The sequence below is a fragment of the Budvicia aquatica DSM 5075 = ATCC 35567 genome, assembly GCF_000427805.1.
Taxonomy (GTDB): domain Bacteria; phylum Pseudomonadota; class Gammaproteobacteria; order Enterobacterales; family Enterobacteriaceae; genus Budvicia; species Budvicia aquatica.
Genome location: NZ_ATYS01000037.1, coordinates 34,299 through 56,844, shown reverse-complemented (window position 1 = coordinate 56,844; position 22,546 = coordinate 34,299). Strand labels below are relative to the sequence as shown.

The following is a 22,546-nucleotide window of genomic DNA, read 5'->3' as shown; positions in this document are numbered from 1 at the left end:
TACAGTGGCCTTTTTTAGGATTTCCTTCTGCTGCTTGAGTTCTTCATTTTCAGCACGAAGGCGGCGTAATTCAGCTTCAAGTTCGCTGCGAGGTCTTTCACCCAGACATTCGGTTTGNCGTGACTGTTCGTAATCGATGACCCAGCGACTTATATTTTGGTCGGCGACGTTCAGTTGTCGGGCGACTTCGACACATGAAAATCCCTGCTCACAGACAAGTTTGGCTGCTTCAATCTTGAATTCTTTGCTGTACTTTTTACGTGTTATCTGGGCCATAGGCACCTCCTGTTCAAGGATTATATCCTCTTAAGTCAGTGTCACCGATTATTAGACCAGATCAACTCACAGGTTAACTCTCGGCCTAAGGGCTGGACCCGTTTTTCAACGGGGTGACGGTTTGATGTATGGCGAGCTTAGGTGCTACTTTTCTTTCTTCTGCCAGCCGCAGGGGGAGCGCAGCAAATCATCCAGGTTAATCTCACAAACTAACCCATTTTACGGTAAGACTTCGATAAAAATTGCTGCCACTTATCTTTATTATTCAGTCTCATAGGTAAAACATTGGTGATTACCTCTTCCTCTTCAACCTGCTGAGGGGGTTTGGTCTTATTGACCGCATTTTTAACCCTAACATCAATAGACTCATCAATATGGTTAACGCGGATTAAACGCTGGCACTGGCAACCGCTGCCGGCCAAATCGTTAGGAATGGTTTTGGTCACGCAGGCTATTTCGGTCACTTCAGCAATCATATAAGAGACAATATTAATCACTCTCTTTCTGGAAAGATCAAATTGCTCAGCAATCTCATTCGCGTTGACCCACCGCTGTTGCTGCATCGACCAGCGGGCAATACTTAAATAAAGCGGTTCCCGATCAAATAGTTCACTCATAAGTCACACCTCAATTACCAATATTATACATAATTTCAATATTCTTTTGTCTTACTAATCATTTAATTAGCATACTAATCTCTATATTATTGTTATATAGATACTCTTTATTTTTGAGATCGCAAGCAAAAAATAATGATATAAATATTTATTCACACAGTTTTATACAACTAGCGCCATGTCGGAAATCATAAATAGATATAAAAAAACAAGGTAATATAATGTCATAAGCTTTATTAATGCGTTAGTGTTAATGTAATTTAATTTACACATTTATTAATGTATCTCTTGATTTTACAACCATTTTTGGTTTAATTTAAATATAACATTAAATGGTAAGTATCTTATTTTTTTATGGTGGATTATGAATAAATTAAATAAACTAGGATTAGTTGAAAAATTATCTGAAGAAATGAAATCTGTTATAAAACAACAAGAAATAAATGCTCTTGGCGCTGATGCTCCATCTGATGGCAGTTATCCTTCAATTCGTTGCCAATATCAAAAAGAACGGGCGTTTTGGAATCAGGGTGGCCCGGTAATGGATAAGGTATTAGACGTCAAAGTTCCATTTAATAATATGACTATAACAGCCAGAGTCTACTATCCCAAAGATAAAGAATATATGTCATGTCTGTTTTATATTCACGGCGGCGGATTTATTGTTGGTAATTTAGATACCCACGATAGAATAATGCGAATTATGGCTGAAGAATCTCAATGTACAGTAATTGGTATTGATTATTCATTATCACCGGAAGCTAAATTCCCGCAGGCGATTTTGGAATGTATTACCGTCACTGATTATTTTCGCCAGCATGCCGATAAATATCAAATTAATGCCTCATCCATTGGCTACGCCGGTGACTCTGCCGGTGCACATATTGCGATGGCCACTTTTTTATGGCTAAGAGACCATCATCAGGACACCTCATTTATTAAAGCCTTAGTGCTTTACTACGGTCTGTATGGTCTAAAAGACTCCCGATCGATTCGACTCTACGGCAACGAATTAGATGGCTTAACCGAAGAGGAGCTAAAACTTTATCAGGATCTGTATTTGTCGGAGCAACAGGATAGCCAGTCTCCCTATTACTGTTTTTTCAATAATGATTTAACTTGCGGCATGCCGTCATGCTTTATTGCTTCCTGTGAGTTTGATCCTCTGCTTGATGACAGTGAAGCCCTATACGCCATACTGAAAGACAAAAAAGTCGACTGTGAATATAAAATGTATCCGGGCGTACTGCACGGATTCTTACACTATTCAAAAATGATGGAATCATCAAAGCAGGCGATTGCCGATGGTGCTAACTATTTTAAAGAGCGGATAAAGCAGTAAAGTCAGATCTGGTACCGGCATGTTTCAGCGTGCCGGAATTGGATTTTATTATTTTTAAATCAATTTGTTACGATGATATGCCATGCTGACTTTTCGTGTCGGCAATGGCATTCATCACGGCTATCAGGCAATCGTCCCGATAGCGTTCCATTGCGTTAATCGAATGGCGACCAAGCTGTTCGGTAGTGCCTTCAACCACGCTATCAATAAGCTTTTCTGTCAGTTCAGGTGCCTGTAATTTTGTCCAAGGCAGCGCTAATGCCGGCCCAAACTGGGCCATAAAATGACGCATTCCGGCATCACCGCCGGCTAACGTGTAGGTTAAAAAAGTCCCCATAAATGACCAGCGCAACCCGGCACCAAAACGGATAGCATCATCAATTTCTCCGGTGGTGGCGACTCCGTCATTGACCAAATGCAGAGCCTCGCGCCATAGGGCTTCAAGCAGACGGTCGGCAATAAAACCGGGCACCTCTTTTCTTACATGCAGCGGCTGCATGCCCAGTGCGCTATATATTTTGATTGCGCTATTTATCGCGGAGTCCGAGGTCTGTTTTCCGCCCACCACCTCTACCAGTGGCAGTAGGTAGACCGGATTAAAAGGGTGGCCGACAACGCAGCGCTCCGGATAAGAGACATGGTGATAAAAATCAGAAGGTAAAAGTCCGGAAGTGCTGGAGGCAATAATCACATTATGACGGGCGCTTTCACCGATTTTAATATGCAGCTGTTTTTTCAGATCAAGCTGTTCAGGGATGCTCTCCTGAATAAAATCTGCCTGCTTAACGCATTCGTCAATAGTGCCGGCAAAGTGTAAACGTGACTGACTTGATCCTTCAGCCATGCCCTGTTTTTCCAGCGCAGACCAGGCATTGATGACCCGGCGACGCAGCGTGTTTTCGGTCTCTTTGGTTCTGGCCCAGGCAATAACATCTAACCCGTTAGCCAACGCACGGGCAACCCAGCCGCTGCCAATCACACCGTTACCTAAAGAGGCAAACAGCTTAATGTCACTATGTATTTTCATGTCAGATCTCCAGTGCGATTATCGTGCTTGAGCTTAATATCCGAGCCGGCTGGTTTTCTCCAGCGACAGGCCTCTGGTTTCAGGTGCCATGACAATTGACACTAACAGGCCGATCAGCGAGATTGCCGCGCCTGCCAGCATGGCGCTTGAAATACCATAGTTAATAATAAAAATGGGCAGCGCATAGGTAGACAAAACAGTACCTATACGACTCAGCGACATCGCAGCACCTACCGCCGATGCCCGAATTTCAGTAGGAAATAACTCGTTGGGATATAACCATTGCAAGATGCCGGGGCCGCCGGAGAAGAAGGCATAAACGGCAAAGGCGATAACCACTAACTCAATGCCCGGATTTGAGAATAGTCCCAGAATACCCAGAGCAAGGGTCATCACGGCAAAACTGCCAATCAGAAGAGGGCGCCGGCCGATGGAGTTAAGCCAGTACATGGCCGGAATACAGCCAATCAGGAAAAACATGCTGATAACGATATTGCCTAATACGGCATTTCTTCCTTCATCTAAGCCAAGTAACCCGATAATTTGCGGACCGAAGGTATAAATAGCAAACATCGGGATCACCTGACAGGTCCAGATGATGCCGACAAACAGAATTGATTTCAGATGGCGCTTTTCAAACAGCGTGCGATACGAGGTTGCTTTAGGTTCTTCAAACTCAAAGGCGATCTCTTCGCCAAACAGATCGCGCATCAGCTTATTACACTCTTCCACTCTGCCTTTGCGAATCAGCCACCTTGGCGATTCAGGCAGATTGACCCGCCCTAACAAAATCAACAGGCAGGGTATTGCCGCACTGCCAAGCATCCAGCGCCAGCCGTTTTCAACGTCGTACAGCAGATACCCGACTAAGTCAGCGGCGGTGGCACCGACGTACCACATGGCGGCGATAAATCCCATGCTAAAAGCCCGCTGTTTGGTGGTCGAGAACTCGGCAATCATCGATGTGGCAATCGGGTAATCAGCACCAATCACAATACCAATCAGAAACCGCATAACTACCAGTTCAATAGGGGATGAAATAAACATCGTGGCGATAGAGATGACCCCAATCGCTACAATATCAATCAGAAACATTAATCGTCGGCCAAACAGGTCGGCAATATAACCAAATAGTGAGGTGCCGATAAAAAGGCCGACCAGCGTTGCGGCACCGACTAAGCCGATCCATTGTGCATCAAGCTGCAGCTCAGTTCTTAGCGGCTCAAGGGCGATACCAATAATGACTAATACATAGCCATCGAGAAAAGGACCGCCGCTTCCCCATAACAGGATTTTTTTATAGATCGATGTATTGCCAATATCATCAAACTGCTTTTTCTGTTCCATATGACTTATCGCTATATTTTTATTATTAGCACAAAATATGTACCAGGGCCGGGAACTGCCAGAGATGATGATGTTCCTTATCAGAAGAAGAAAGAGGTGAAACGGGGTCTTTAGATAACTAGGTATCACCTCTGTTTTTCTTCGCTCAGCTATCCATAGCGATATTCAATGCCGAAAGAGCCGCGCGGATACTCCCACTTCTCAAGAATGGTATTACCGCACAGGATCCGACAGGTTCCACACTCTAAGCAGCCGGCGTAGTCGAACTGCACTGAGCCATCCTCTTTTAGCTTATAAAGCCCGGCCGGGCAGGCGAGCACCAGCTTGCGATACTCTTGCATATCAACATCCGTTTTCAGCACGATATGCGGATGCCCTTCATCGACATAAAACTTATTTATGCCCAGTTTGACGTCTACGTTGACTGGTTCACTCATATCGCTCCGGCTCCTTTTATTCCGTCTTTGATCAGGTTCAGATATCCGACTTCTTTTGCCCGCTTGATGATTTTTTTGCGCATCGGCTGAGCAGGGGTTCCGTCAACGGTAAACATGTCGGCCATAATGCCGGTCATCATCTTCGGATACTGATTAAACATGCGCGGGTTTTCCATAAATGCCGGCAGCTTTTTATACAGTTTGAAATCCTTCATCATCCCGTCTTCCAGCAAGGTCTGATAAGTTGATAACCCTTGTTGACTGAAGTCATTCCTCTCTTTGGCAGCAAGAACCGCGTTAGCTGCCGCTTCCCCTGAGGCTATAGCCATATCCATTCCGCGGATGGTAAAGCCTAAGTTCAGGCATAGCCCTGCGGCATCACCGGCAATCAATACGCCGTTACCGGTAATTTTGGGCAACATATTGATACCCGCTTCAGGTACCACATGGGCGCCGTACTCCACCATTTTTCCGCCGGCAATTAGCGGTTTAACTATCGGATGTTGCTTAAAGTCTTCCAGCATTTGCGCAACAGATTTGCTGGATGTGCCGATATCATGCAAGCCACACACCAGGCCCAGAGAGATTGTCGACTCATTGGTATACAAGAATCCGCCGCCCATCAGTCCGTTGGAAGGGGAACCGGCAAATAGCCAGGCCGCACCGTCGTTACCCTGAAGATTAAAGCGATCTTCTAGCTGGCCTTTAGGCAGTTCGATCAGCTCTTTAACGCCCACTGCAACCGAGCCCGGCTGTACTCTTGGCGATAACATGCCCAGCTTTTCGGCCAAAATAGAATTTACGCCGTCAGCCAAAATCACTACCCGAGCCTCAAGCACGTCACCGTCCGCTTCAACGCCGGTGACTTTGCCGTTGTTAGTCACGACATTATCAACGCGGATGCCGGAAATAAATTGAGCTCCGGCCTCTTCAGCCTGCGCCATAAGCCATTGATCAAATTTACCGCGCAGTACCGAATAGGACTCTTGCACCGGCCTGTCAGTGGCCGGTGCCTGATAATCCAGCGTCATGGCGCTCTCTTCGGTGAGAAATGACACGCGTTCTTTGGTAATTTTGCGTTCCACCGGAGCCCGTTGGGCAAATCCCGGCATGATCTTCTCCAGACTGTGAGCGTAAAGCCGGCCACCGGTCAGATTCTTGCTGCCGGCATAATTTCCGCGCTCAATCACCAGAACCTCTGCGCCTGCTTTAGCAAGAATATAGGCGGCTACCGCTCCTGCAGGCCCGGCACCTACAATAATTGCGTCAAATGCATCTTCGGACATATTCACACCTTCACACGGTTAATATCAGGCACTAACGCCCCGGATTGATGACAAATTTACTGCCTAATTGCCCATCCGGGGCCTTACACTTAGCTCTTTAACGCTGCGGTTAACGCAGGAACGACCTTAAACAGATCCCCTACAATCCCGTAATCTGCATACTGGAAAATCGGTGCATTCTTGTCTTTGTTCACGGCAACAATCACCTGTGCGCCATTAGCCCCCACCATATGTTGAATCTGACCGGAAATGCCCAGAGCCAGATAAACATCGGGCTTGATCATAATTCCGGAGATACCGACATAGCGTTCATGCTCCATCCACTTTTCATTTTCAGCCAGAGGACGAGAGCAGCCCAGTTCTGCGCCAATAGCCTGACTCAGCTTTTCAGCTAATTGAATATTTTCTTTGCTGCCGATGCCGCGACCAACGCTGACGACTATGCGTGCTTTGCCCAGATCGACCCGCTCACTTTGTTTAACCCGAACTTCAGTACAGCTAATCGGCGTTTTAGGGGCGATAAAATCGGTAACAATGGTTTCACCGACGCGGGACGTATCAGGCACCACCGGCTGAAATACGCCTGCGCCGACAGAAACAACGGCTACCGGTGAAACAATGCGCTCTTCGCCAATGGCGAGGCCGCCATAAACCATATGTTTGGCCTGCACTTTGCCTTGTTCAATATTGATCTCTGAGGCGTCGTTAAACACCCCGGCGTTAAGCTTTGCGCCTAGCTTCGCCGCCAATGCTTTACCTCTGCGGGTTGCCGGCAGAAGCACCAGCGTCGGTTTATCGCCGCCGGCAATGGCATTGGCCATGGTATCGGCATAATCCTCTACGATACGACAGACTTCCCGCTCTCCCAGAGCAAACACTTTGGTTGCGCCCAGTGCGTGTGCGGCGCTAATTTCTGCCTGAGTGCCTAATACAAATACTGAAATGCAGTCGCCTAACTGAGCGGCGCCTGCCATGATTTCAGCTAAGCGGGATTGATTGTCACTAAACACCCATACGTTCGAAAGCTTGCTCATATCATCTCCCAATTAGTTAAGAACTTTACGCAGATGTTCTGCAAATTCAGCAAGTTGCTCTTCACCGTCACCTTCAATGATGACTCTCATACGCTGTTTCTGTTTTGGTGCCTGAACGCAAAGGGTTTCGGCCAGAGACGGGATCTCTCCGATATTCAGATCGCCAAGCTGTAATACGGAAACCGGCTTTTTAGCCGCGGCTAAAATAGATTTCATCGAGGGAATTTGGGGGTCGTTGATATCGGTTGAAACGGAAATAATGGCAGGCAGTGGAATGTCCAAAACTTCGACTTCGTCTTCTAAAGCGCGTTCCGCTTTCAGCGAACCACTCTGGCAGGCCAGAATTTTACTGATGCCATTAATCGAAGGGATACCCAGTAGCTCGCCGGTCAAAATTCCTACCTGTTGAGAATAGAGATCGCCTGAGCCATCGCCACAAATCATCACATCAAAGGGGATCTGTTTGGCCGCCGCAGCCAGCGCTCTGGCGATATGATAGGCGGGTGCCTGATTAAGGCTTTCATCAATAACCACCGTTAAATCGTCCGGCCCGCGCGACAGTACGTCTTTACGCGCTTTGATATTCTCTAATGGGCTTGCGCCAACGCTCAGGGCGGTAATATTACCTTGTGTCGCCAGCGTTTTTAGCTCAACGGCGGCTTCAATGGCATTAAGATCAAACTGGCTGATTTTGAATTCCGCTTTGCTCAAATCCAGCGAGCCGTCAGCGTTTACCGCAATATCCTGTTCTTCAGGGACTAATTTGTAGCATGCAATAATATTCATCTGTTCTCCAATGTCGATTTCTGACCTTTTCCGCAATAATTGAAAAATATCGCTAATCTGAAACTTGGTTTATTCCTATAGGCGAATGTATTTTATGAATTGATTTAAAAGCATCTAAATAAATTAATATTTAATGATTTAGAATTATCACTTATTTAGTGATATGTATATAATTCACATAACGAACTAAATTTTTTAACAACCAGTTATTAAATTCACTACCTATATTTGGGAATGGTAAGTTTATTTTTACAGATTAAAGTTATCACAGCGCTAACCACGAAAATAATACCTCTATCACCAATATTGAAAACAATACCTTCATCACCAATATTGAAACTCCTCCTATTAGCCTTCCCGGTTCCTATTTTATATTGATTTCGATCAAGGTTTATTCAGCAGGCGACAAGCACTATTGAGTCCATAAGTACCAAGGCATTAAGCGAAGTGGCAATAACGTTTAGGTTACTTATGTCTTATTTATGCTAATGGTCATTAGCATAATAACTAGCGGGGCTGATTTAATAAAATAAGCTTAATGTTCAAACTCACATCTCAATCTAAACAATAGTCTGAAATTTTTAAAGTTTGGTCATTAATATCTTTGGCATCTTTTTCATATATCAGCGTTCTGATAATGATAAAAGACTCCTATATAAAATAGGATAAGCATAAATGAATAACAGTGAAAAAGATAATACCCCAAAAAAAGTGGGTATCGAACCGAAAGTGTTCTATCCGTCACTTATTATTGTCGCCATCCTCTCTTATTTAACCGTAAGGGACTTAGACGCATCGAATCAAGTTATTAATGCGGTGTTTCAATATATCACCAATGATTGGGGATGGGCTTTTGAGTGGTATATGGTCATTATGTTTGCCTTTTGGTTTTGGCTAATATTCGGACCTTTTGCCAATAAAAAACTAGGTGAAGAAGCGCCTGAATTTAGTACCGCCAGTTGGATATTTATGATGTTCGCCTCTTGTACATCGGCAGCGGTGCTGTTCTGGGGCTCAATCGAAATCTACTACTACATCTCAACGCCCCCCTTTCATTTAGCGCCCTATTCGGTAGGTGCCAAAGAGTATGGTTTGGCCTATAGCCTGTTTCATTGGGGACCATTGCCGTGGGCAACCTATAGCTTTCTGTCCGTTGCTTTTGGCTATTTTATGTTTGTTAAAAAGATCAACGTGATCAGGCCGAGTGGCACGCTTGAGCCGCTGATTGGTGAGAAACACGCTAAGGGCTTCGTTGGCGTTATCGTTGATAATCTCTATCTGGTGGCGCTGATTCTGGCGATGGGAACCAGTTTAGGCCTGGCAACACCGTTAGTGACTGAATGTATCCAATATCTGTTTGGCGTCCCGCATACGCTTGAGCTTGATGCGATCGTTATCTCTTGTTGGGTGGTATTCAACGCGATATGCGTAGCATTCGGTCTGCAAAAAGGGGTGAAGGTTGCCAGTGATGTTCGAACCTACCTGAGTATTATCGTTCTGGCTTGGGTGTTTATCGTTGGCGGCGCGACTTTTACCGTTAACTATTTTACCGATTCGGTCGGCCTGCTGTTAACCAACTTCTCGCGCATGATGTTCTATACCGATGCGGTCGCTCAGGGCGGATTCCCTCAGGCATGGACCGTGTTTTACTGGGCATGGTGGATAGTTTACGGCATCCAAATGTGTATTTTCCTCGCCCGTATCTCTAAAGGCAGAACCGTGCGTCAGCTCTGCCTTGGTATGGTCGGCGGCCTAACCACTTCCACTTGGATACTCTGGACAATTCTTGGCAGTAACACCCTGAACTTAATCAATAAGGGCACGCTGGATATTCCCGACCTGATTGCGAAGTATGGCGTTCCTCGGGCAATTATAGAAACCTGGGCTGCTCTGCCACTGAGTACCGTCACTATCTGGGGATTCTTTATCCTGTGTTTTATTGCCACGCTGACGTTAATTAATGCCTGTTCTTACACGTTGGCAATGTCGACCTGTAAAGGGGCTACCGGTTATGACGAACCGCCGGTCTGGGTGCGGGTTGGCTGGTCAGTCTTAGTCGGCGTTATCGGCATAATTCTGCTGGCACTGGGCGGGTTAAAACCAATTCAGACGGCTATTTTAGTCGGGGGATGTCCGCTGTTCTTCGTCAATATTTTAATCATCGTTTCGTTTATGAAAGATGCCAAGAAAAACCATTGGAAGGATTAGCGTCGCCCTGATTCTCGGACGGCTGCTTTATTGAACTACCCGTAATGAACGTTTTTATGAACAGATGAGGCTCTACATATGGACTTTAAATTAACCGACGAACAAGAATTATTTGTCTCCGGTGTGCGTGACCTGATGGCAACTGAAAACTGGGAAAGCTATTTTGCTGAGTGCGATCGCAATAGCGTTTACCCTGAACGTTTCGTCAAACAACTGGCCGATATGGGCATCGACAGCCTGTTGATTCCTGAAGAACACGGTGGGCTTGATGCCGGTATGGTAACGCTGGCGGCCATTTGGGAAGAGCTGGGTCGCTTAGGTGCACCGACTTACGTGTTGTACCAACTGCCGGGCGGATTTAATACCGTACTGCGTGAGGGGACTCAAGAGCAGATCGATAAAATCATGGCGTTTCGCGGCACCGGTAAGCAGATGTGGAACTCGGCGATTACCGAGCCGGGTGCCGGTTCTGACGTGGGCAGCCTGCAAACCAATTACACCCGTAAAAATGGCAAAGTCTATCTTAACGGCAGCAAGTGTTTTATCACCAGCAGCGCCTACACCCCTTATTTGGTGGTGATGAGCCGTGATTCATCTTCAGAAGAGAGCATCTATTCTGAGTGGTTTGTTGATATGACTAAACCGGGCATTCAGGTAAACAAGCTTGAGAAGCTGGGCCTGCGTATGGACAGCTGCTGTGAAGTGGTTTTCAACAACGTAGAGCTGGAGGAATCTGACCTGTTTGGTCGTGAAGGTAACGGCTTTAACCGCGTAAAAGAAGAGTTTGATGCCGAGCGTTTTCTGGTTGCCTTGACTAACTACGGCACGGCTTATTGCGCTTTTGAAGATGCGGCTAAATACGCTAATCAACGGGTTCAGTTTGGTGAAACTATCGGGCGCTTCCAGCTTATTCAGGAAAAATTTGCCCAGATGCAGATCAAGCTCACCAATATGAAGAACATGCTGTATGAAGCAGCCTGGAAAGAAGATAACGGCATTCTGACTTCAGGTGATGCTGCAATGTGTAAATTTTACTGCGCTAACGCGGCTTTTGAAGTGGTTGATTCAGCAATGCAAGTGCTTGGCGGTATCGGTATTGCTGGTGAGCATCGGGTGACCCGCTTCTGGAAAGATCTGCGCGTCGATCGGGTTTCCGGCGGTTCGGATGAAATGCAGATCCTGACGCTGGGCCGTGCGGTACTGAAGAAATATCGCTAACTGACTCACGAAATGCCCGGTGTGATTCGCAAGCGAAAGGCCGGGGCATTTCGAATCAGGTTTTTATCAAGCCAGTTTCTATCAATAAGGGGAATACACATGTCTGAGCGCTTACCCATGCCCAAGTTCGGCCCTCTTGCCGGATTACGGGTGGTTTTTTCCGGAATCGAAATAGCCGGTCCCTTTGCCGGACAAATGTTTGCCGAATGGGGAGCAGAAGTTATCTGGATTGAGAACGTTGCCTATGGTGATACCATTCGGGTCCAGCCTCATTACCCTCAGCTTTCACGACGTAACCTACATGCCCTGTCGCTGAACATCTTTAAGGATGAAGGTCGGGAAGCCTTTCTGAAACTTATCGAAACAACAGATATCTTTATTGAGGCCAGCAAAGGTCCGGCCTTTGCCCGCCGTGGTATTACTGATGAAGTTCTGTGGCAGCACAATAACAAGCTGGTTGTCGCTCACCTTTCCGGTTTTGGTCAATATGGTACAGAGGAATTTACTAATCTGGCGGCCTATAACACCATTGCTCAGGCGTTCAGCGGCTATCTGATTCAAAACGGCGATAAAGATCAGCCAATGCCCGCCTTTCCTTATACCGCAGACTATTTCTCAGGTATGACAGTGACCACCGCGACCTTAGCGGCGCTGCATAAAGTGCGCGAAACCGGCGTTGGCGAAAGTATTGATGTGGCGATGTACGAAGTGATGTTGCGTATGGGTCAGTACTTTATGATGGACTACTTCAACGGCGGCGAGGTTTGCCCGCGAATGACCAAAGGAAAAGATCCCTATTATACCGGTTGTGGCCTCTATAAGTGTCAGGATGGCTATATCGTGATGGAACTGGTCGGAGTTAACCAGATTGAAGAAATGTTCAAGGATATGGGCATCGCTCATTTGTTAGCAACGCCGGAGATTCCTGAGGGAACCCAGCTTATTCACCGTATTGAGTGTCCGTTTGGCCAACAGGTAGAAGATAAACTGGACGAGTTTTTGGCAACCAGAACCATTGCCCAAGTGCTTGAGCGTTTTGCTGAACTTAAGATCGCATCAACCAAAGTGTTAACTATCCCCGAGTTGGAAAATAATCCGCAATATATTGCTCGCGAATCTATTACTCACTGGAATACCATCGATGGCCGCGACTGTAAAGGGCCAAATGTGATGCCTAAATTTAAGAATAATCCGGGCCAAATATGGCGGGGAATGCCGACTCACGGTATGGATACTTCTGCTATTTTGGCCAACATTGGTTACAGTGAGGAAGACATTAAAACGCTGGTATCCAAAGGGTTAGCCAAGATGGCGTAGTCGCTTTAATCATGGTTTTTCAATGAGATTATGATTTTTCGTCATTGCACTGCACCACCCGCCAGAAAAGCTACAGCATGATTGGGTAGGTATTGAATGGACATAATAGGTAGACAAAATTTACGCCAGATGTGGGATGACCTTGCAGAACTTTACGGCGATAAAACGGCATTGATCGTCGAAAATATTCAAGGTATGGCATGCGAATATAGCTATCGCGAGTTGAATGAAGAGATTAACCGTACGGCAAATCTTTTTCATACGCTTAAGATAGCCAAAGGCGATAAAGTTGCTTTGCATCTCAATAATTGCGTTGAATTTTTCTTCTGTTGGTTTGGCTTAGCCAAGATTGGTGCCGTGATGGTGCCGGTCAACGCTAACCTGCTAAGAAATGAGAGCGCTTATATTATCAGTCAGTGCGACGCATCTATCGTGGTGACCAGCGCTGAGTTTTATCCGATGTATCAGGATATTCAGCAACAGGCCGATCAACCTTTACGCCAAGTGATGCTAATAAATTTGCCGGCGGGCACGACAACCTTGCCGCCGGAGGTGCTGGACTTTCATGCGCTAAAACGGCTACAGCCTGACCACCTTATCCATCAGGAAGTGCTCAATGTTGAAGATATCGCAGAAATCCTATTCACCTCAGGCACCACTTCCCGCCCTAAAGGAGTGGTGATTACCCATTACAACCTGAGGTTTGCCGGTTATTACACCTCCTGGCAATGCGCTCTGCGTCAGGACGATGTCTATCTGACCCCGATGCCGGCTTTTCATATTGACTGTCAGTGTACTGCGGCAATGGCGGCGTTCTCTGCCGGAGCAACCTTTGTACTGCTGGAGAAGTTCAGCGCACGCACCTTCTGGGCACAGATCTGTAAATACCGGGCAACGGTAACCGAGTGCATACCTCTGATGATTAAAACCCTGATGATGCAGCCTCAAATGCCGTGGGAAAAGCAGCATTATCTGCGTGAGGTGCTGTTTTACCTCAATCTCTCTGAACAGGAAAAAGATGCTTTTGTGCAGCGCTTTGGCGTCAGGTTACTGACTTCCTACGGAATGACAGAAACCATCGTTGGTGTGATTGGCGATCGGCCCGGTGATAAACGTCGCTGGCCTTCTATCGGGCGGGTTGGTATCGGGTATCAGGCCCAAATCCGCGATCAAATGGGTAATGAGCTAGAAACGGGCAAAACCGGTGAGATCTATATAAAAGGCTTACCGGGAAAAACCCTGTTTAAGGAGTATTACCACATGCCGGAGGAGAGTGCTAAAACCCTGAGTGCCGATGGTTGGTTACGTACCGGTGATTACGGCTATGTCGACAATGAAGGTTTCTTCTACTTTGTTGAACGTAGCTGCAACATGATAAAGCGTAGCGGCGAAAATATTTCGTGCGTGGAACTGGAAAATATTATCTCCACTCATCCCAAGATAATGGACGTTGCCGTGATTGGCTTAAAAGATTCGATTAGGGACGAAGCCATCAAAGCCTTCATTGTACTGAATGAGGGGGAGACGATAACGGAAGACGAGTTTCTTAAGTTCTGTGAAGGCCAAATGGCTAAATTTAAAGTGCCTTCTTTTCTGGAGATCAGAAATAACTTACCAAGAAGCTGTTCTGGAAAAATTATCAAAAAAGGCCTGCACTGAGTTTATTGATGGAATCATGCGACAGGGTTATTTCACCGAGTGTCGCATCGGCTTTCTGCGCTTTTTTATCGGCTCAGTTGCATTATTTATTCTATACCCAAGGTCGTTACCTGAAGGCTAAGGGATATTAAATGGAGTCTTATCATGAGCGAATCGTTACACATAAACAAAAATGGCAGCATTCTGGAAATTATTTTGGACCGGCCGAAGGCCAATGCAATCGATGCTAAAACCAGCTTTGAAATGGGGGAGGCCTTTATCGCCTTTCGTGATGACCCTCAGCTACGCGTTGCAATTATTAGCGGTGCCGGTGAACGCTTCTTCTCTGCGGGTTGGGACTTAAAGGCTGCGGCAGAAGGTGAGGCTCCCGATGCCGACTTTGGTCCGGGCGGTTTTGCCGGGCTGACCGAGCTTTTCAATCTGGATAAGCCAGTGATTGCCGCCGTTAATGGCTACGCTTTTGGCGGTGGTTTTGAACTGGCATTGGCTGCGGATATGATTATCTGCTCACAAAATGCCAGTTTCGCCGTACCGGAGAGCAAGTTAGGCATAGTGCCGGATAGCGGCGGTTTGCTGCGTTTACCCAAGCTGTTACCGCCAGCCATTGCTAATGAAATGATGATGACCGGACGCAGAATGGATGCGCAAGAAGCCCTGCGTTGGGGAATCGTGAATCAAGTAGTAGAAAGCGATCGGCTGATGGAGGCTGCCCGCGAACTGGCTCATCAGTTGGAGCTTAGTGCTCCTCTGGCCATTGCCGCAATAAAGGAGATCTATCGGGAAACCGGCGAAATGTCAGTGGAGGAAGGATACCGCCATATTCGCAGCGGCAAGCTAAAAAACTACCCGTCAGTGCTTCATTCTGAAGATGCGCTGGAAGGGCCAAGAGCATTTGCTGAAAAACGTCAACCGGTATGGAAAGGGCGGTAGGCTAAAGCGGACCTTTACCAACCCGACAAACGTTGCGGGTTGGTAAATTTTCATCAATAGTGACTTAGCGTAATAACGCCCTATATCGCTCAGGACTTTAGGCGGAGTGATAATTTGTAAGCTAAAACCTGGAGTTCCGTTTTCACGGGGTGACGAGGAAAGTAGCTCTATAGTCACTCGTTGAAAAATGGAACGCATGCCGCTGGCGAAGCAAACATTTACCTCGCGAATTATCCACTCCTTAAGCTGAGTGGTAAGAAGAAAACTGCCTTAATTATGGCGCTTTCGGATGGAAAACGACGGCTTTCATCGTGGAAAGAGTCAGTTTAGTTAGCGTATTGGTCGAGGTAAGGGTTGCCTTGGGGGTTACCCTTTTCTCGCTTATTTAACCGAGCGTTTAGTTTGCTAAATAATCCACTCTGCGTTTATTTCCCACGGGTTGCATGATGTTTCAGTCATTGATAACCTATGCCCGCTCGCTTAAGGCATTGTTCATTATTGATAGTTGAGTTATTGATAGTTGAGTTAAAGAGTCTGTTTCAATACGGGTTAAATTGGCTGTTTTATTGTTTAATTACAATAGATTAAGCGTTACAATCATGCCTTTGTCACTCTCCTTTTCAAGATTTGCGTTTTTTAAGTGATTAGCGTAATATACGCAGCGTATTCGGACGCGGGGTGGAGCAGCCTGGTAGCTCGTCGGGCTCATAACCCGAAGGTCGTCGGTTCAAATCCGGCCCCCGCAACCAATTTTCCCTAGTGTTTTTTTCAAATTTATAGCCGCTCTGTGGCCATTAGTTATTTGAAAAAGATACTTATTAAGTCAGTTATTCAATAGCTTACTTAAATATAGGGTCCAGTTGCAAAAGCCCCGACTTATCGGGGTTTTTTGTTATTTGACAGCAAAATCACTGGGCTATAGGCCCTTTTTTTATGTCTTGGGGGTGGGATTGTCCACATTAGAGCAGAAGTTAACTGAGTTGATTAGCGCACCGGTAGAGGCCTTAGGCTTTGAACTGGTTGGTATCGAATTTGTTCGGGCGCGTCAATCTACATTACGCATCTATATCGATAGCGAAAACGGTATCAATGTCGATGACTGTGCCGATGTTAGTCACCAGGTGAGCGCTGTTTTGGATGTCGAAGATCCTATCACTACCGCATATACCCTGGAAGTATCATCGCCGGGTATGGAAAGACCTCTGTTTACCGCTGCGCACTATGAGCGTTTTATTGGTGAAGAAGTTAGCCTGACCCTGCGTATGGCGGTACAAAATCGTCGTAGATGGGTAGGAAAAATTAAAGCCGTTGAGGGTGAAATGATCACCGTCAACGTTGAAGGTAAAGATGAAGTGTTCGCGCTGAATAATATTCAGAAAGCGAATCTGGTCCCCCAGTTTTAGAGCTCATATGAGGCAACTAGGATGAATAAAGAAATTCTGGCTGTTGTTGAGGCGGTTTCTAATGAAAAATCACTCCCTCGTGAGAAAATTTTCGAGGCACTAGAAACGGCACTGGCAACGGCAACTAAGAAAAAGTATGAGCAGGAAATTGAAGTACGCGTAAGCATCGACCACCGCTCTGGTGATTTCGATACTTTCCGCCGCTGGATGGTGGTAGAAACCGTCACTCAGCCGACGCGTGAAATCACGTTAGCGGCAGCTCAACTCGATGAGCCAGATATTCAGGTAGGCGACTACGTTGAAGATCAAATTGAATCAGTCACCTTTGACCGTATCACGACTCAAACGGCAAAACAGGTTATCGTACAAAAAGTACGTGAAGCCGAACGTGCCATGGTGGTTGAACAGTTCCGTGAGTATGAAGGTGAGATTGTTACCGGCGTAGCTAAAAAAGTTAACCGTGACAGTATCATTCTTGATTTAGGTAACAATGCTGAGGCCGTAATTGGTCGTGAAGATATGTTACCGCGCGAGAACTTCCGCCCGGGTGACCGTATTCGTGGCGTTTTATATATTGTTCGCCCCGAAGCGCGCGGTGCTCAACTGTTTATTAGCCGTTCCCGTCCGGAAATGCTGATTGAACTGTTCCGCATTGAAGTGCCGGAAATTGGCGAAGAAGTGATCGAGATTAAGGCAGCGGCCCGCGATCCGGGTTCTCGCGCTAAAATCGCGGTCAAAACAAACGATAAGCGTATCGATCCTGTTGGTGCTTGCGTTGGCATGCGTGGCGCGCGTGTTCAGGCAGTATCCGGCGAGTTGGGCGGTGAGCGTATCGATATCGTGCTTTGGGATGATAACCCGGCACAGTTTGTGATAAATGCGATGGCTCCCGCAGATGTAGCCTCTATCGTTGTTGACGAAGATAGGCATACCATGGATATCGCTGTAGATGCCAGCAATCTGGCTCAGGCGATTGGTCGTAACGGTCAAAACGTTCGTCTTGCTGCTCAACTTACCGGTTGGGAGCTCAACGTAATGACTTCAGAAGATCTACAAGCTAAACACCAGGCTGAAACATACGCTGCGATTAGTACCTTTACTAAGCATCTTGATATCGACGAAGATTTTGCAACCGTATTGGTACAAGAAGGTTTCTCAACTCTGGAAGAACTGGCCTACGTGCCGGTGAAAGAGTTGCTGGAAATCGACGGTCTTGATGAAGAGACTATCGAAGCGTTACGTACCCGTGCGAAAAATGCGTTAACGACGCTCGCACTGGCACAAGAAGAAAGCCTTGGGGATAATAAACCGGCAGACGATCTGCTCAGTCTGCCTAATCTTGAGCGTGCAATGGCGTATAAACTCGCTGCGCAAGGCGTATGTACGCTGGAAGATCTTGCCGAGCAGGGTGTTGACGATCTAACTGATATTGAAGGCCTCTCTAGTGAGAAGGCCGGCGAGCTAATTATGGCTGCGCGCAATATTTGTTGGTTTGGCGATCAAGAGTAATCACTGTAGCAGGAAGGAACAGCATGTCAGAAGTAACCGTAAAATCGCTGGCCGAAGAGATTCAAACTCCGGTAGACCGCCTGTTGCAGCAGTTCGCTGATGCAGGAATTAAAAAGTCTTCATCGGACTCTGTGACCCAGCAGGAAAAAGAAACTCTACTCGCGCATTTAAACCATGAACATGGTGGTGCGCCGAGCAAACTTACACTGCAGCGGAAAACCCGTAGCACACTGAATATCCCAAGTACTGGCGGTAAGAGTAAATCTGTGCAAATTGAAGTTCGTAAGAAACGTACCTATGTAAATCGTGACTCTCAAGAGGCACAAGAGGCGGAAGCCCAAGCTGCTCGCGAAGCTGAAGAATTAGCGCAACGCGAAGCTGAAGAAAAAGCCAAACGTGCTGCTGAAGAGCAGGCAAAACGCGAAGCAGAAGAGAAAGCTAAGCGTGAAGCTGCTGCGAAGAAAGCCGCAGAAGATAAAGCTAAGCCAGCAGCACCAGCGACTAAACCAACTGAAAAAGCAGAAACACCAGCTCAAACGGATAAAGCCCGTCGTGAAGCTGAAGCTGCTGAGTTAAAGCGTAAAGCGGAAGAAGAAACTCAGCGTAAAGTTGAAGAAGAAGCTAAACGTATCGCCGAAGAGACGCGTAAAATGGCTGAAGAAAATGAAGCCATTTGGGCAGCACCAGTGACTGAAGAAGTGACTGACTATCATGTGACGACCTCACATCATGCCCGCGAAGCTGAAGATGAAAACGACCGTAAGGTTGAAGGTGAACGTCGTGCACGCGGTGGTAAATCAGGCAAGCCGAAGAAAGGTAATAAACTTTCTGAGTCTAAAGCTGACCGTGAAGAAGCACGTGCCGTTACCCGTGGCGGTAAAGGCAAGCGTAAGCCAAGCGCATTACAGCATAGTTTTAATAAGCCAGCTCAGGTGGTTAACCGTGATGTCATCATCGGCGAAACTATTACCGTCGCTGACTTAGCAAACAAGATGGCTGTGAAAGGTTCTCAGGTTATTAAGGCTATGATGAAGTTGGGCGCTATGGCGACCATCAATCAGGTTATTGACCAAGAAACCGCTCAGCTGGTTGCTGAAGAAATGGGCCATAAAGTTATTCTTCGTCGTGAAAATGAATTAGAAGAAGCGCTGATGAGCGATCGTGACATTGATGCAGCACTGGAGCCACGTGCACCAGTTGTGACCATCATGGGCCACGTTGACCATGGTAAAACATCGCTGCTGGACTATATTCGTTCAACTAAAGTGGCTTCCGGTGAAGCGGGTGGTATTACCCAGCATATCGGTGCTTATCACGTTGAAACTGAAAACGGCATGATCACTTTCCTGGATACCCCGGGACACGCCGCATTTACATCAATGCGTGCTCGTGGTGCTCAGGCAACGGATATCGTTGTTCTGGTTGTTGCTGCGGACGATGGCGTGATGCCACAGACTATCGAAGCGATTCAACATGCTAAAGCGGCTAAAGTACCTTTAGTTGTGGCAGTGAATAAGATCGATAAGCCTGAAGCAGATATGGATCGCGTTAAGAACGAGCTATCGCAATACAACGTTCTGCCTGAAGAGTGGGGCGGTGAAACTCAGTTTATCCCTGTCTCTGCGAAAGTCGGTACCGGTATTGATGAGCTGCTTCACGCTATCCTGCTTCAGTCTGAAGTTCTGGAGCTGAAAGCGGTTCGCGAAGGTATGGCAAGCGGCGTGGTTATTGAATCATTCCTTGATAAAGGTCGTGGCCCTGTGGCAACGGTTCTGGTTCAGGAAGGAACATTACGTAAAGGCGATATCGTACTGTGTGGTTTTGAATATGGCCGCGTTCGCGCAATGCGTGATGAAGTGGGTCGTGAAATCACTGAAGCCGGTCCGTCCATTCCGGTTGAAATTCTGGGCCTGTCAGCTGTACCAGCTGCCGGTGACGAAGCGACAGTCGTTCGTGATGAGAAGAAAGCCCGCGAAGTTGCACTTTATCGTCAGGGTAAATTCCGCGAAGTGAAACTGGCTCGTCAGCAGAAGTCTAAGCTGGAAAACATGTTTGCTAACATGGAAGAAGGTGACGTTTCAGAACTGAATATCGTACTGAAAGCAGACGTTCAAGGTTCAAGCGAAGCTATCTGTGACGCATTGGTTGGATTATCAACTGATGAAGTGAAAGTTAAAATTGTTGGTTCAGGCGTTGGTGGAATCACCGAGACTGATGCCACATTAGCGGCTGCATCAAATGCGATTCTGTTAGGCTTTAACGTACGTGCCGATGCTTCTGCCCGTAAAGTTGTTGAAGCTGAAAGCTTAGATTTGCGTTATTACTCTGTCATCTATGATCTGATTGGCGAAGTTAAACAAGCCATGAGCGGTATGTTGGCACCTGAGTACAAACAGCAAATCATCGGTCTGGCTGAAGTTCGTGACGTATTTAAATCACCGAAATTTGGCTCAATCGCTGGCTGTATGGTGACTGAAGGTATCGTTAAGCGCCATAATCCAATCCGTGTACTGCGTGATAACGTGGTTATCTATGAAGGCGAGCTGGAATCTCTGCGCCGCTTTAAAGATGACGCTAGCGAAGTTCGTAACGGTATGGAATGTGGTATCGGTGTTAAGAACTACAATGATGTTCGCGTTGGCGACGTTATTGAAGTATTTGAAATCATCGAGATTAAACGTACTATCGCTTAATGCCCTTGGCTTAAAGCAGTATCCATTTGGGGGGCTTATACGCCCCCCTCATTATTTGGAGAATATATCATGGCGAGAGAATTCAGCCGTACTCAGCGCGTAGCTCAAGAGATGCAAAAAGAAATTGCTATCATTTTGCAGCGTGAAGTTAAAGATCCCCGTATTGGTATGGCCACTGTCTCCGGTGTCGAAGTTTCCCGAGATTTAGCCTATGCCAAAGTATTCGTTACCTTTCTAAATGACGGTGATGAAGAGTCAGTTAAAGGCGGCTTAAAAGCACTGCAAGATGCCTCCGGTTTTATCCGCTCTCTGTTAGGTAAAGCGATGCGCCTGCGGATTGTTCCTGAGCTGACGTTTGCTTACGACAATTCACTAGTCGAAGGTATGCGTATGTCTAACTTAGTGACGAATGTAGTCAGACAAGATGATGAACGCCGTACTGCGGCCGGTGAGGATGAGGACAAAGCATAATGGGGCGTCCTCGTCGTCGTGGGCGTGATGTCCATGGAGTCTTGCTGTTAGACAAACCTACGGGCATCAGCTCTAACGATGCCCTGCAAAAGGTAAAGCGCATTTTTAATGCCAACAAAGCTGGCCACACCGGCGCTTTGGATCCTTTAGCCACCGGTATGCTGCCAATTTGTCTGGGTGAAGCCACTAAGTTCTCACAGTTCTTATTAGATGCAGATAAACGATATCGCGTGATTGCCCGATTAGGCCAGAGAACCAATACCTCTGATGCCGATGGCGAAATTATCTCTGAGCGTGAAATCAACTTTACTCAGGATCGGCTTGATGCCGCCCTTGATACTTTTCGCGGCGTTATCGATCAGGTTCCGTCAATGTATTCGGCGCTTAAGTATCAGGGTAAACCGCTGTATGAGTACGCCAGACAGGGGATCGAAATTCCCCGAGAGTCGCGGTCGATTACCGTTCATGAGCTGAAATTTATTCGCCTTGAAGGTCATGAGCTGGAGTTAGAAGTTCATTGTTCTAAAGGAACCTACATTCGAACGATTACTGACGATTTAGGTGAACTGTTAGGATGTGGCGCTCACGTTATGTATTTGCGGCGCCTGAATGTGTCTGACTATCCGACTGAGCGTATGGTGACGCTGGAGCAGCTTCAACTGATAGTTGCTACCGCCGAAGCTAACGAGCAGTCTCCGTCATTGACGTTAGATCCTTTGCTATTACCCATGGACAGCGCAGTTGCTGATTTCCCAGAGGTTAATTTACTCCCGGTTATGGGGGTTTATGTTAAGCAAGGGCAGCCGGTACAGGCAGCAGGCTCACCTGCCAGTGGCCTGGTGCGTATTACGGTTGGCGATGAGCGAGAGTTTATTGGCGTAGGGCAGATAGACGATCAGGGCCGCGTCGCTCCCCGTCGTTTAGTGGTTGAGAATCCACCGGAATAATACGCTGAATAATATCTTTATCGGAAAGGCACCAATACC

Annotated in this window: 19 protein-coding genes and 1 tRNA gene; 12 read left to right on the top strand and 8 right to left on the bottom strand. The window is 46.8% G+C overall.

All coding sequences use genetic code 11. The annotated features are described in order from the left end of the window. Both YWE_RS0114580 and YWE_RS0114575 read right to left on the bottom strand, forming a co-directional pair. On the bottom strand, positions 1-276 hold a 276-nt coding region (locus YWE_RS0114580; RefSeq protein ID WP_029095213.1), incomplete at its 3' end, for a transposase. A gap of 209 nt (positions 277-485) precedes the next feature. After that, positions 486-893 (bottom strand): CaiF/GrlA family transcriptional regulator, encoded by a 408-nt coding sequence (locus YWE_RS0114575; protein WP_029095212.1) that lies wholly within the window; start codon positions 891-893, stop codon positions 486-488. A gap of 364 nt (positions 894-1,257) precedes the next feature. Between YWE_RS0114575 and aes the strand changes: the two genes are divergently transcribed. Beyond that, the gene (aes, locus tag YWE_RS0114570; protein ID WP_029095211.1) at positions 1,258-2,235 is read left to right on the top strand and encodes an acetyl esterase; all 978 of its coding nucleotides are present in this window, start codon (positions 1,258-1,260) and stop codon (positions 2,233-2,235) included. Between the two features lie 67 nt (positions 2,236-2,302). Here aes and YWE_RS0114565 read toward each other — a convergent pair whose 3' ends face one another. The 6 genes from YWE_RS0114565 to fixA all read right to left on the bottom strand — a co-directional run bounded on the left by YWE_RS0114565 (position 2,303) and on the right by fixA (position 8,152). After that, complete coding sequence (locus tag YWE_RS0114565) at positions 2,303-3,262, bottom strand: L-carnitine dehydrogenase (RefSeq protein WP_029095210.1); 960 nt, start codon at positions 3,260-3,262, stop codon at positions 2,303-2,305. A 33-nt stretch (positions 3,263-3,295) separates the two neighbouring features. Next, positions 3,296-4,609: an MFS transporter gene (locus YWE_RS0114560; protein ID WP_029095209.1), complete on the bottom strand. Its 1,314-nt coding sequence runs from the start codon at positions 4,607-4,609 to the stop codon at positions 3,296-3,298. A 149-nt stretch (positions 4,610-4,758) separates the two neighbouring features. Next, a complete protein-coding gene (locus YWE_RS0114555; protein WP_029095208.1) occupies positions 4,759-5,046 on the bottom strand; it encodes a ferredoxin family protein in 288 nt (95 codons plus the stop codon). Beyond that, the gene (gene fixC / locus YWE_RS0114550; protein WP_029095207.1) at positions 5,043-6,332 is read right to left on the bottom strand and encodes an FAD-dependent oxidoreductase FixC; all 1,290 of its coding nucleotides are present in this window, start codon (positions 6,330-6,332) and stop codon (positions 5,043-5,045) included. Before fixC ends, YWE_RS0114555 begins: the two co-directional genes overlap by 4 nt. A gap of 89 nt (positions 6,333-6,421) precedes the next feature. After that, positions 6,422-7,366: an FAD-binding protein gene (locus YWE_RS0114545; protein ID WP_029095206.1), complete on the bottom strand. Its 945-nt coding sequence runs from the start codon at positions 7,364-7,366 to the stop codon at positions 6,422-6,424. A gap of 12 nt (positions 7,367-7,378) precedes the next feature. Further along, entirely contained in the window at positions 7,379-8,152 is a 774-nt protein-coding gene (gene fixA / locus YWE_RS0114540) for a putative electron transfer flavoprotein FixA (protein ID WP_029095205.1), read from the bottom strand. Positions 8,153-8,827: 675 nt separating this feature from the next. Between fixA and caiT the strand changes: the two genes are divergently transcribed. The 11 genes from caiT (at position 8,828) to truB (ending at position 22,507) form a co-directional block, all read left to right on the top strand. Continuing rightward, entirely contained in the window at positions 8,828-10,360 is a 1,533-nt protein-coding gene (caiT, locus tag YWE_RS0114535; protein ID WP_029095204.1) for an L-carnitine/gamma-butyrobetaine antiporter, read from the top strand. A 78-nt stretch (positions 10,361-10,438) separates the two neighbouring features. Next, positions 10,439-11,578, top strand: coding sequence for a crotonobetainyl-CoA dehydrogenase (caiA, locus tag YWE_RS0114530; RefSeq protein ID WP_029095203.1), 1,140 nt, complete (start codon positions 10,439-10,441; stop codon positions 11,576-11,578). A 99-nt stretch (positions 11,579-11,677) separates the two neighbouring features. Further along, positions 11,678-12,895 (top strand): L-carnitine CoA-transferase, encoded by a 1,218-nt coding sequence (caiB, locus tag YWE_RS0114525; protein ID WP_029095202.1) that lies wholly within the window; start codon positions 11,678-11,680, stop codon positions 12,893-12,895. Positions 12,896-12,991: 96 nt separating this feature from the next. Next, the gene (caiC, locus tag YWE_RS0114520) at positions 12,992-14,554 is read left to right on the top strand and encodes a crotonobetaine/carnitine-CoA ligase (protein ID WP_029095201.1); all 1,563 of its coding nucleotides are present in this window, start codon (positions 12,992-12,994) and stop codon (positions 14,552-14,554) included. Between the two features lie 144 nt (positions 14,555-14,698). After that, the gene (gene caiD, locus YWE_RS0114515) at positions 14,699-15,484 is read left to right on the top strand and encodes a crotonobetainyl-CoA hydratase (RefSeq protein WP_029095200.1); all 786 of its coding nucleotides are present in this window, start codon (positions 14,699-14,701) and stop codon (positions 15,482-15,484) included. Positions 15,485-16,156: 672 nt separating this feature from the next. Next, positions 16,157-16,233: transfer RNA gene (locus YWE_RS0114510), tRNA-Met, on the top strand. Between the two features lie 201 nt (positions 16,234-16,434). Continuing rightward, the gene (rimP, locus tag YWE_RS0114505) at positions 16,435-16,887 is read left to right on the top strand and encodes a ribosome maturation factor RimP (RefSeq protein WP_029095199.1); all 453 of its coding nucleotides are present in this window, start codon (positions 16,435-16,437) and stop codon (positions 16,885-16,887) included. A gap of 21 nt (positions 16,888-16,908) precedes the next feature. Continuing rightward, entirely contained in the window at positions 16,909-18,396 is a 1,488-nt protein-coding gene (gene nusA / locus YWE_RS0114500; protein WP_029095198.1) for a transcription termination factor NusA, read from the top strand. Between the two features lie 23 nt (positions 18,397-18,419). Continuing rightward, the gene (infB, locus tag YWE_RS0114495) at positions 18,420-21,089 is read left to right on the top strand and encodes a translation initiation factor IF-2 (protein ID WP_029095197.1); all 2,670 of its coding nucleotides are present in this window, start codon (positions 18,420-18,422) and stop codon (positions 21,087-21,089) included. A 69-nt stretch (positions 21,090-21,158) separates the two neighbouring features. Then, positions 21,159-21,560 carry a 30S ribosome-binding factor RbfA gene (gene rbfA, locus YWE_RS0114490; RefSeq protein WP_029095196.1) on the top strand — a complete coding sequence of 134 codons (402 nt, stop codon included), beginning with the start codon at positions 21,159-21,161 and terminating at the stop codon, positions 21,558-21,560. Continuing rightward, positions 21,560-22,507 carry a tRNA pseudouridine(55) synthase TruB gene (truB, locus tag YWE_RS0114485; RefSeq protein ID WP_029095195.1) on the top strand — a complete coding sequence of 316 codons (948 nt, stop codon included), beginning with the start codon at positions 21,560-21,562 and terminating at the stop codon, positions 22,505-22,507. The genes rbfA and truB overlap by 1 nt, the downstream gene beginning before the upstream one ends. The last annotated feature ends 39 nt before the right edge of the window (positions 22,508-22,546 follow it).

Excerpts from the sequence above, each read along its gene's own strand:
- YWE_RS0114555 (WP_029095208.1), bottom strand. The coding sequence starts at position 5,046 with ATGAGTGAACCAGTCAACGTAGACGTCAAACTGGGCATAAATAAGTTT.
- caiD (WP_029095200.1), top strand. The coding sequence starts at position 14,699 with ATGAGCGAATCGTTACACATAAACAAAAATGGCAGCATTCTGGAAATT.
- caiT (WP_029095204.1), top strand. The coding sequence starts at position 8,828 with ATGAATAACAGTGAAAAAGATAATACCCCAAAAAAAGTGGGTATCGAA.
- YWE_RS0114560 (WP_029095209.1), bottom strand. The coding sequence starts at position 4,609 with ATGGAACAGAAAAAGCAGTTTGATGATATTGGCAATACATCGATCTAT.
- fixC (WP_029095207.1), bottom strand. The coding sequence starts at position 6,332 with ATGTCCGAAGATGCATTTGACGCAATTATTGTAGGTGCCGGGCCTGCA.
- fixA (WP_029095205.1), bottom strand. The coding sequence starts at position 8,152 with ATGAATATTATTGCATGCTACAAATTAGTCCCTGAAGAACAGGATATT.
- aes (WP_029095211.1), top strand. The coding sequence starts at position 1,258 with ATGAATAAATTAAATAAACTAGGATTAGTTGAAAAATTATCTGAAGAA.
- caiC (WP_029095201.1), top strand. The coding sequence starts at position 12,992 with ATGGACATAATAGGTAGACAAAATTTACGCCAGATGTGGGATGACCTT.
- caiB (WP_029095202.1), top strand. The coding sequence starts at position 11,678 with ATGTCTGAGCGCTTACCCATGCCCAAGTTCGGCCCTCTTGCCGGATTA.
- truB (WP_029095195.1), top strand. The coding sequence starts at position 21,560 with ATGGGGCGTCCTCGTCGTCGTGGGCGTGATGTCCATGGAGTCTTGCTG.
- infB (WP_029095197.1), top strand. The coding sequence starts at position 18,420 with ATGTCAGAAGTAACCGTAAAATCGCTGGCCGAAGAGATTCAAACTCCG.
- caiA (WP_029095203.1), top strand. The coding sequence starts at position 10,439 with ATGGACTTTAAATTAACCGACGAACAAGAATTATTTGTCTCCGGTGTG.
- rbfA (WP_029095196.1), top strand. The coding sequence starts at position 21,159 with ATGGCGAGAGAATTCAGCCGTACTCAGCGCGTAGCTCAAGAGATGCAA.
- YWE_RS0114565 (WP_029095210.1), bottom strand. The coding sequence starts at position 3,262 with ATGAAAATACATAGTGACATTAAGCTGTTTGCCTCTTTAGGTAACGGT.
- YWE_RS0114545 (WP_029095206.1), bottom strand. The coding sequence starts at position 7,366 with ATGAGCAAGCTTTCGAACGTATGGGTGTTTAGTGACAATCAATCCCGC.
- nusA (WP_029095198.1), top strand. The coding sequence starts at position 16,909 with ATGAATAAAGAAATTCTGGCTGTTGTTGAGGCGGTTTCTAATGAAAAA.
- YWE_RS0114575 (WP_029095212.1), bottom strand. The coding sequence starts at position 893 with ATGAGTGAACTATTTGATCGGGAACCGCTTTATTTAAGTATTGCCCGC.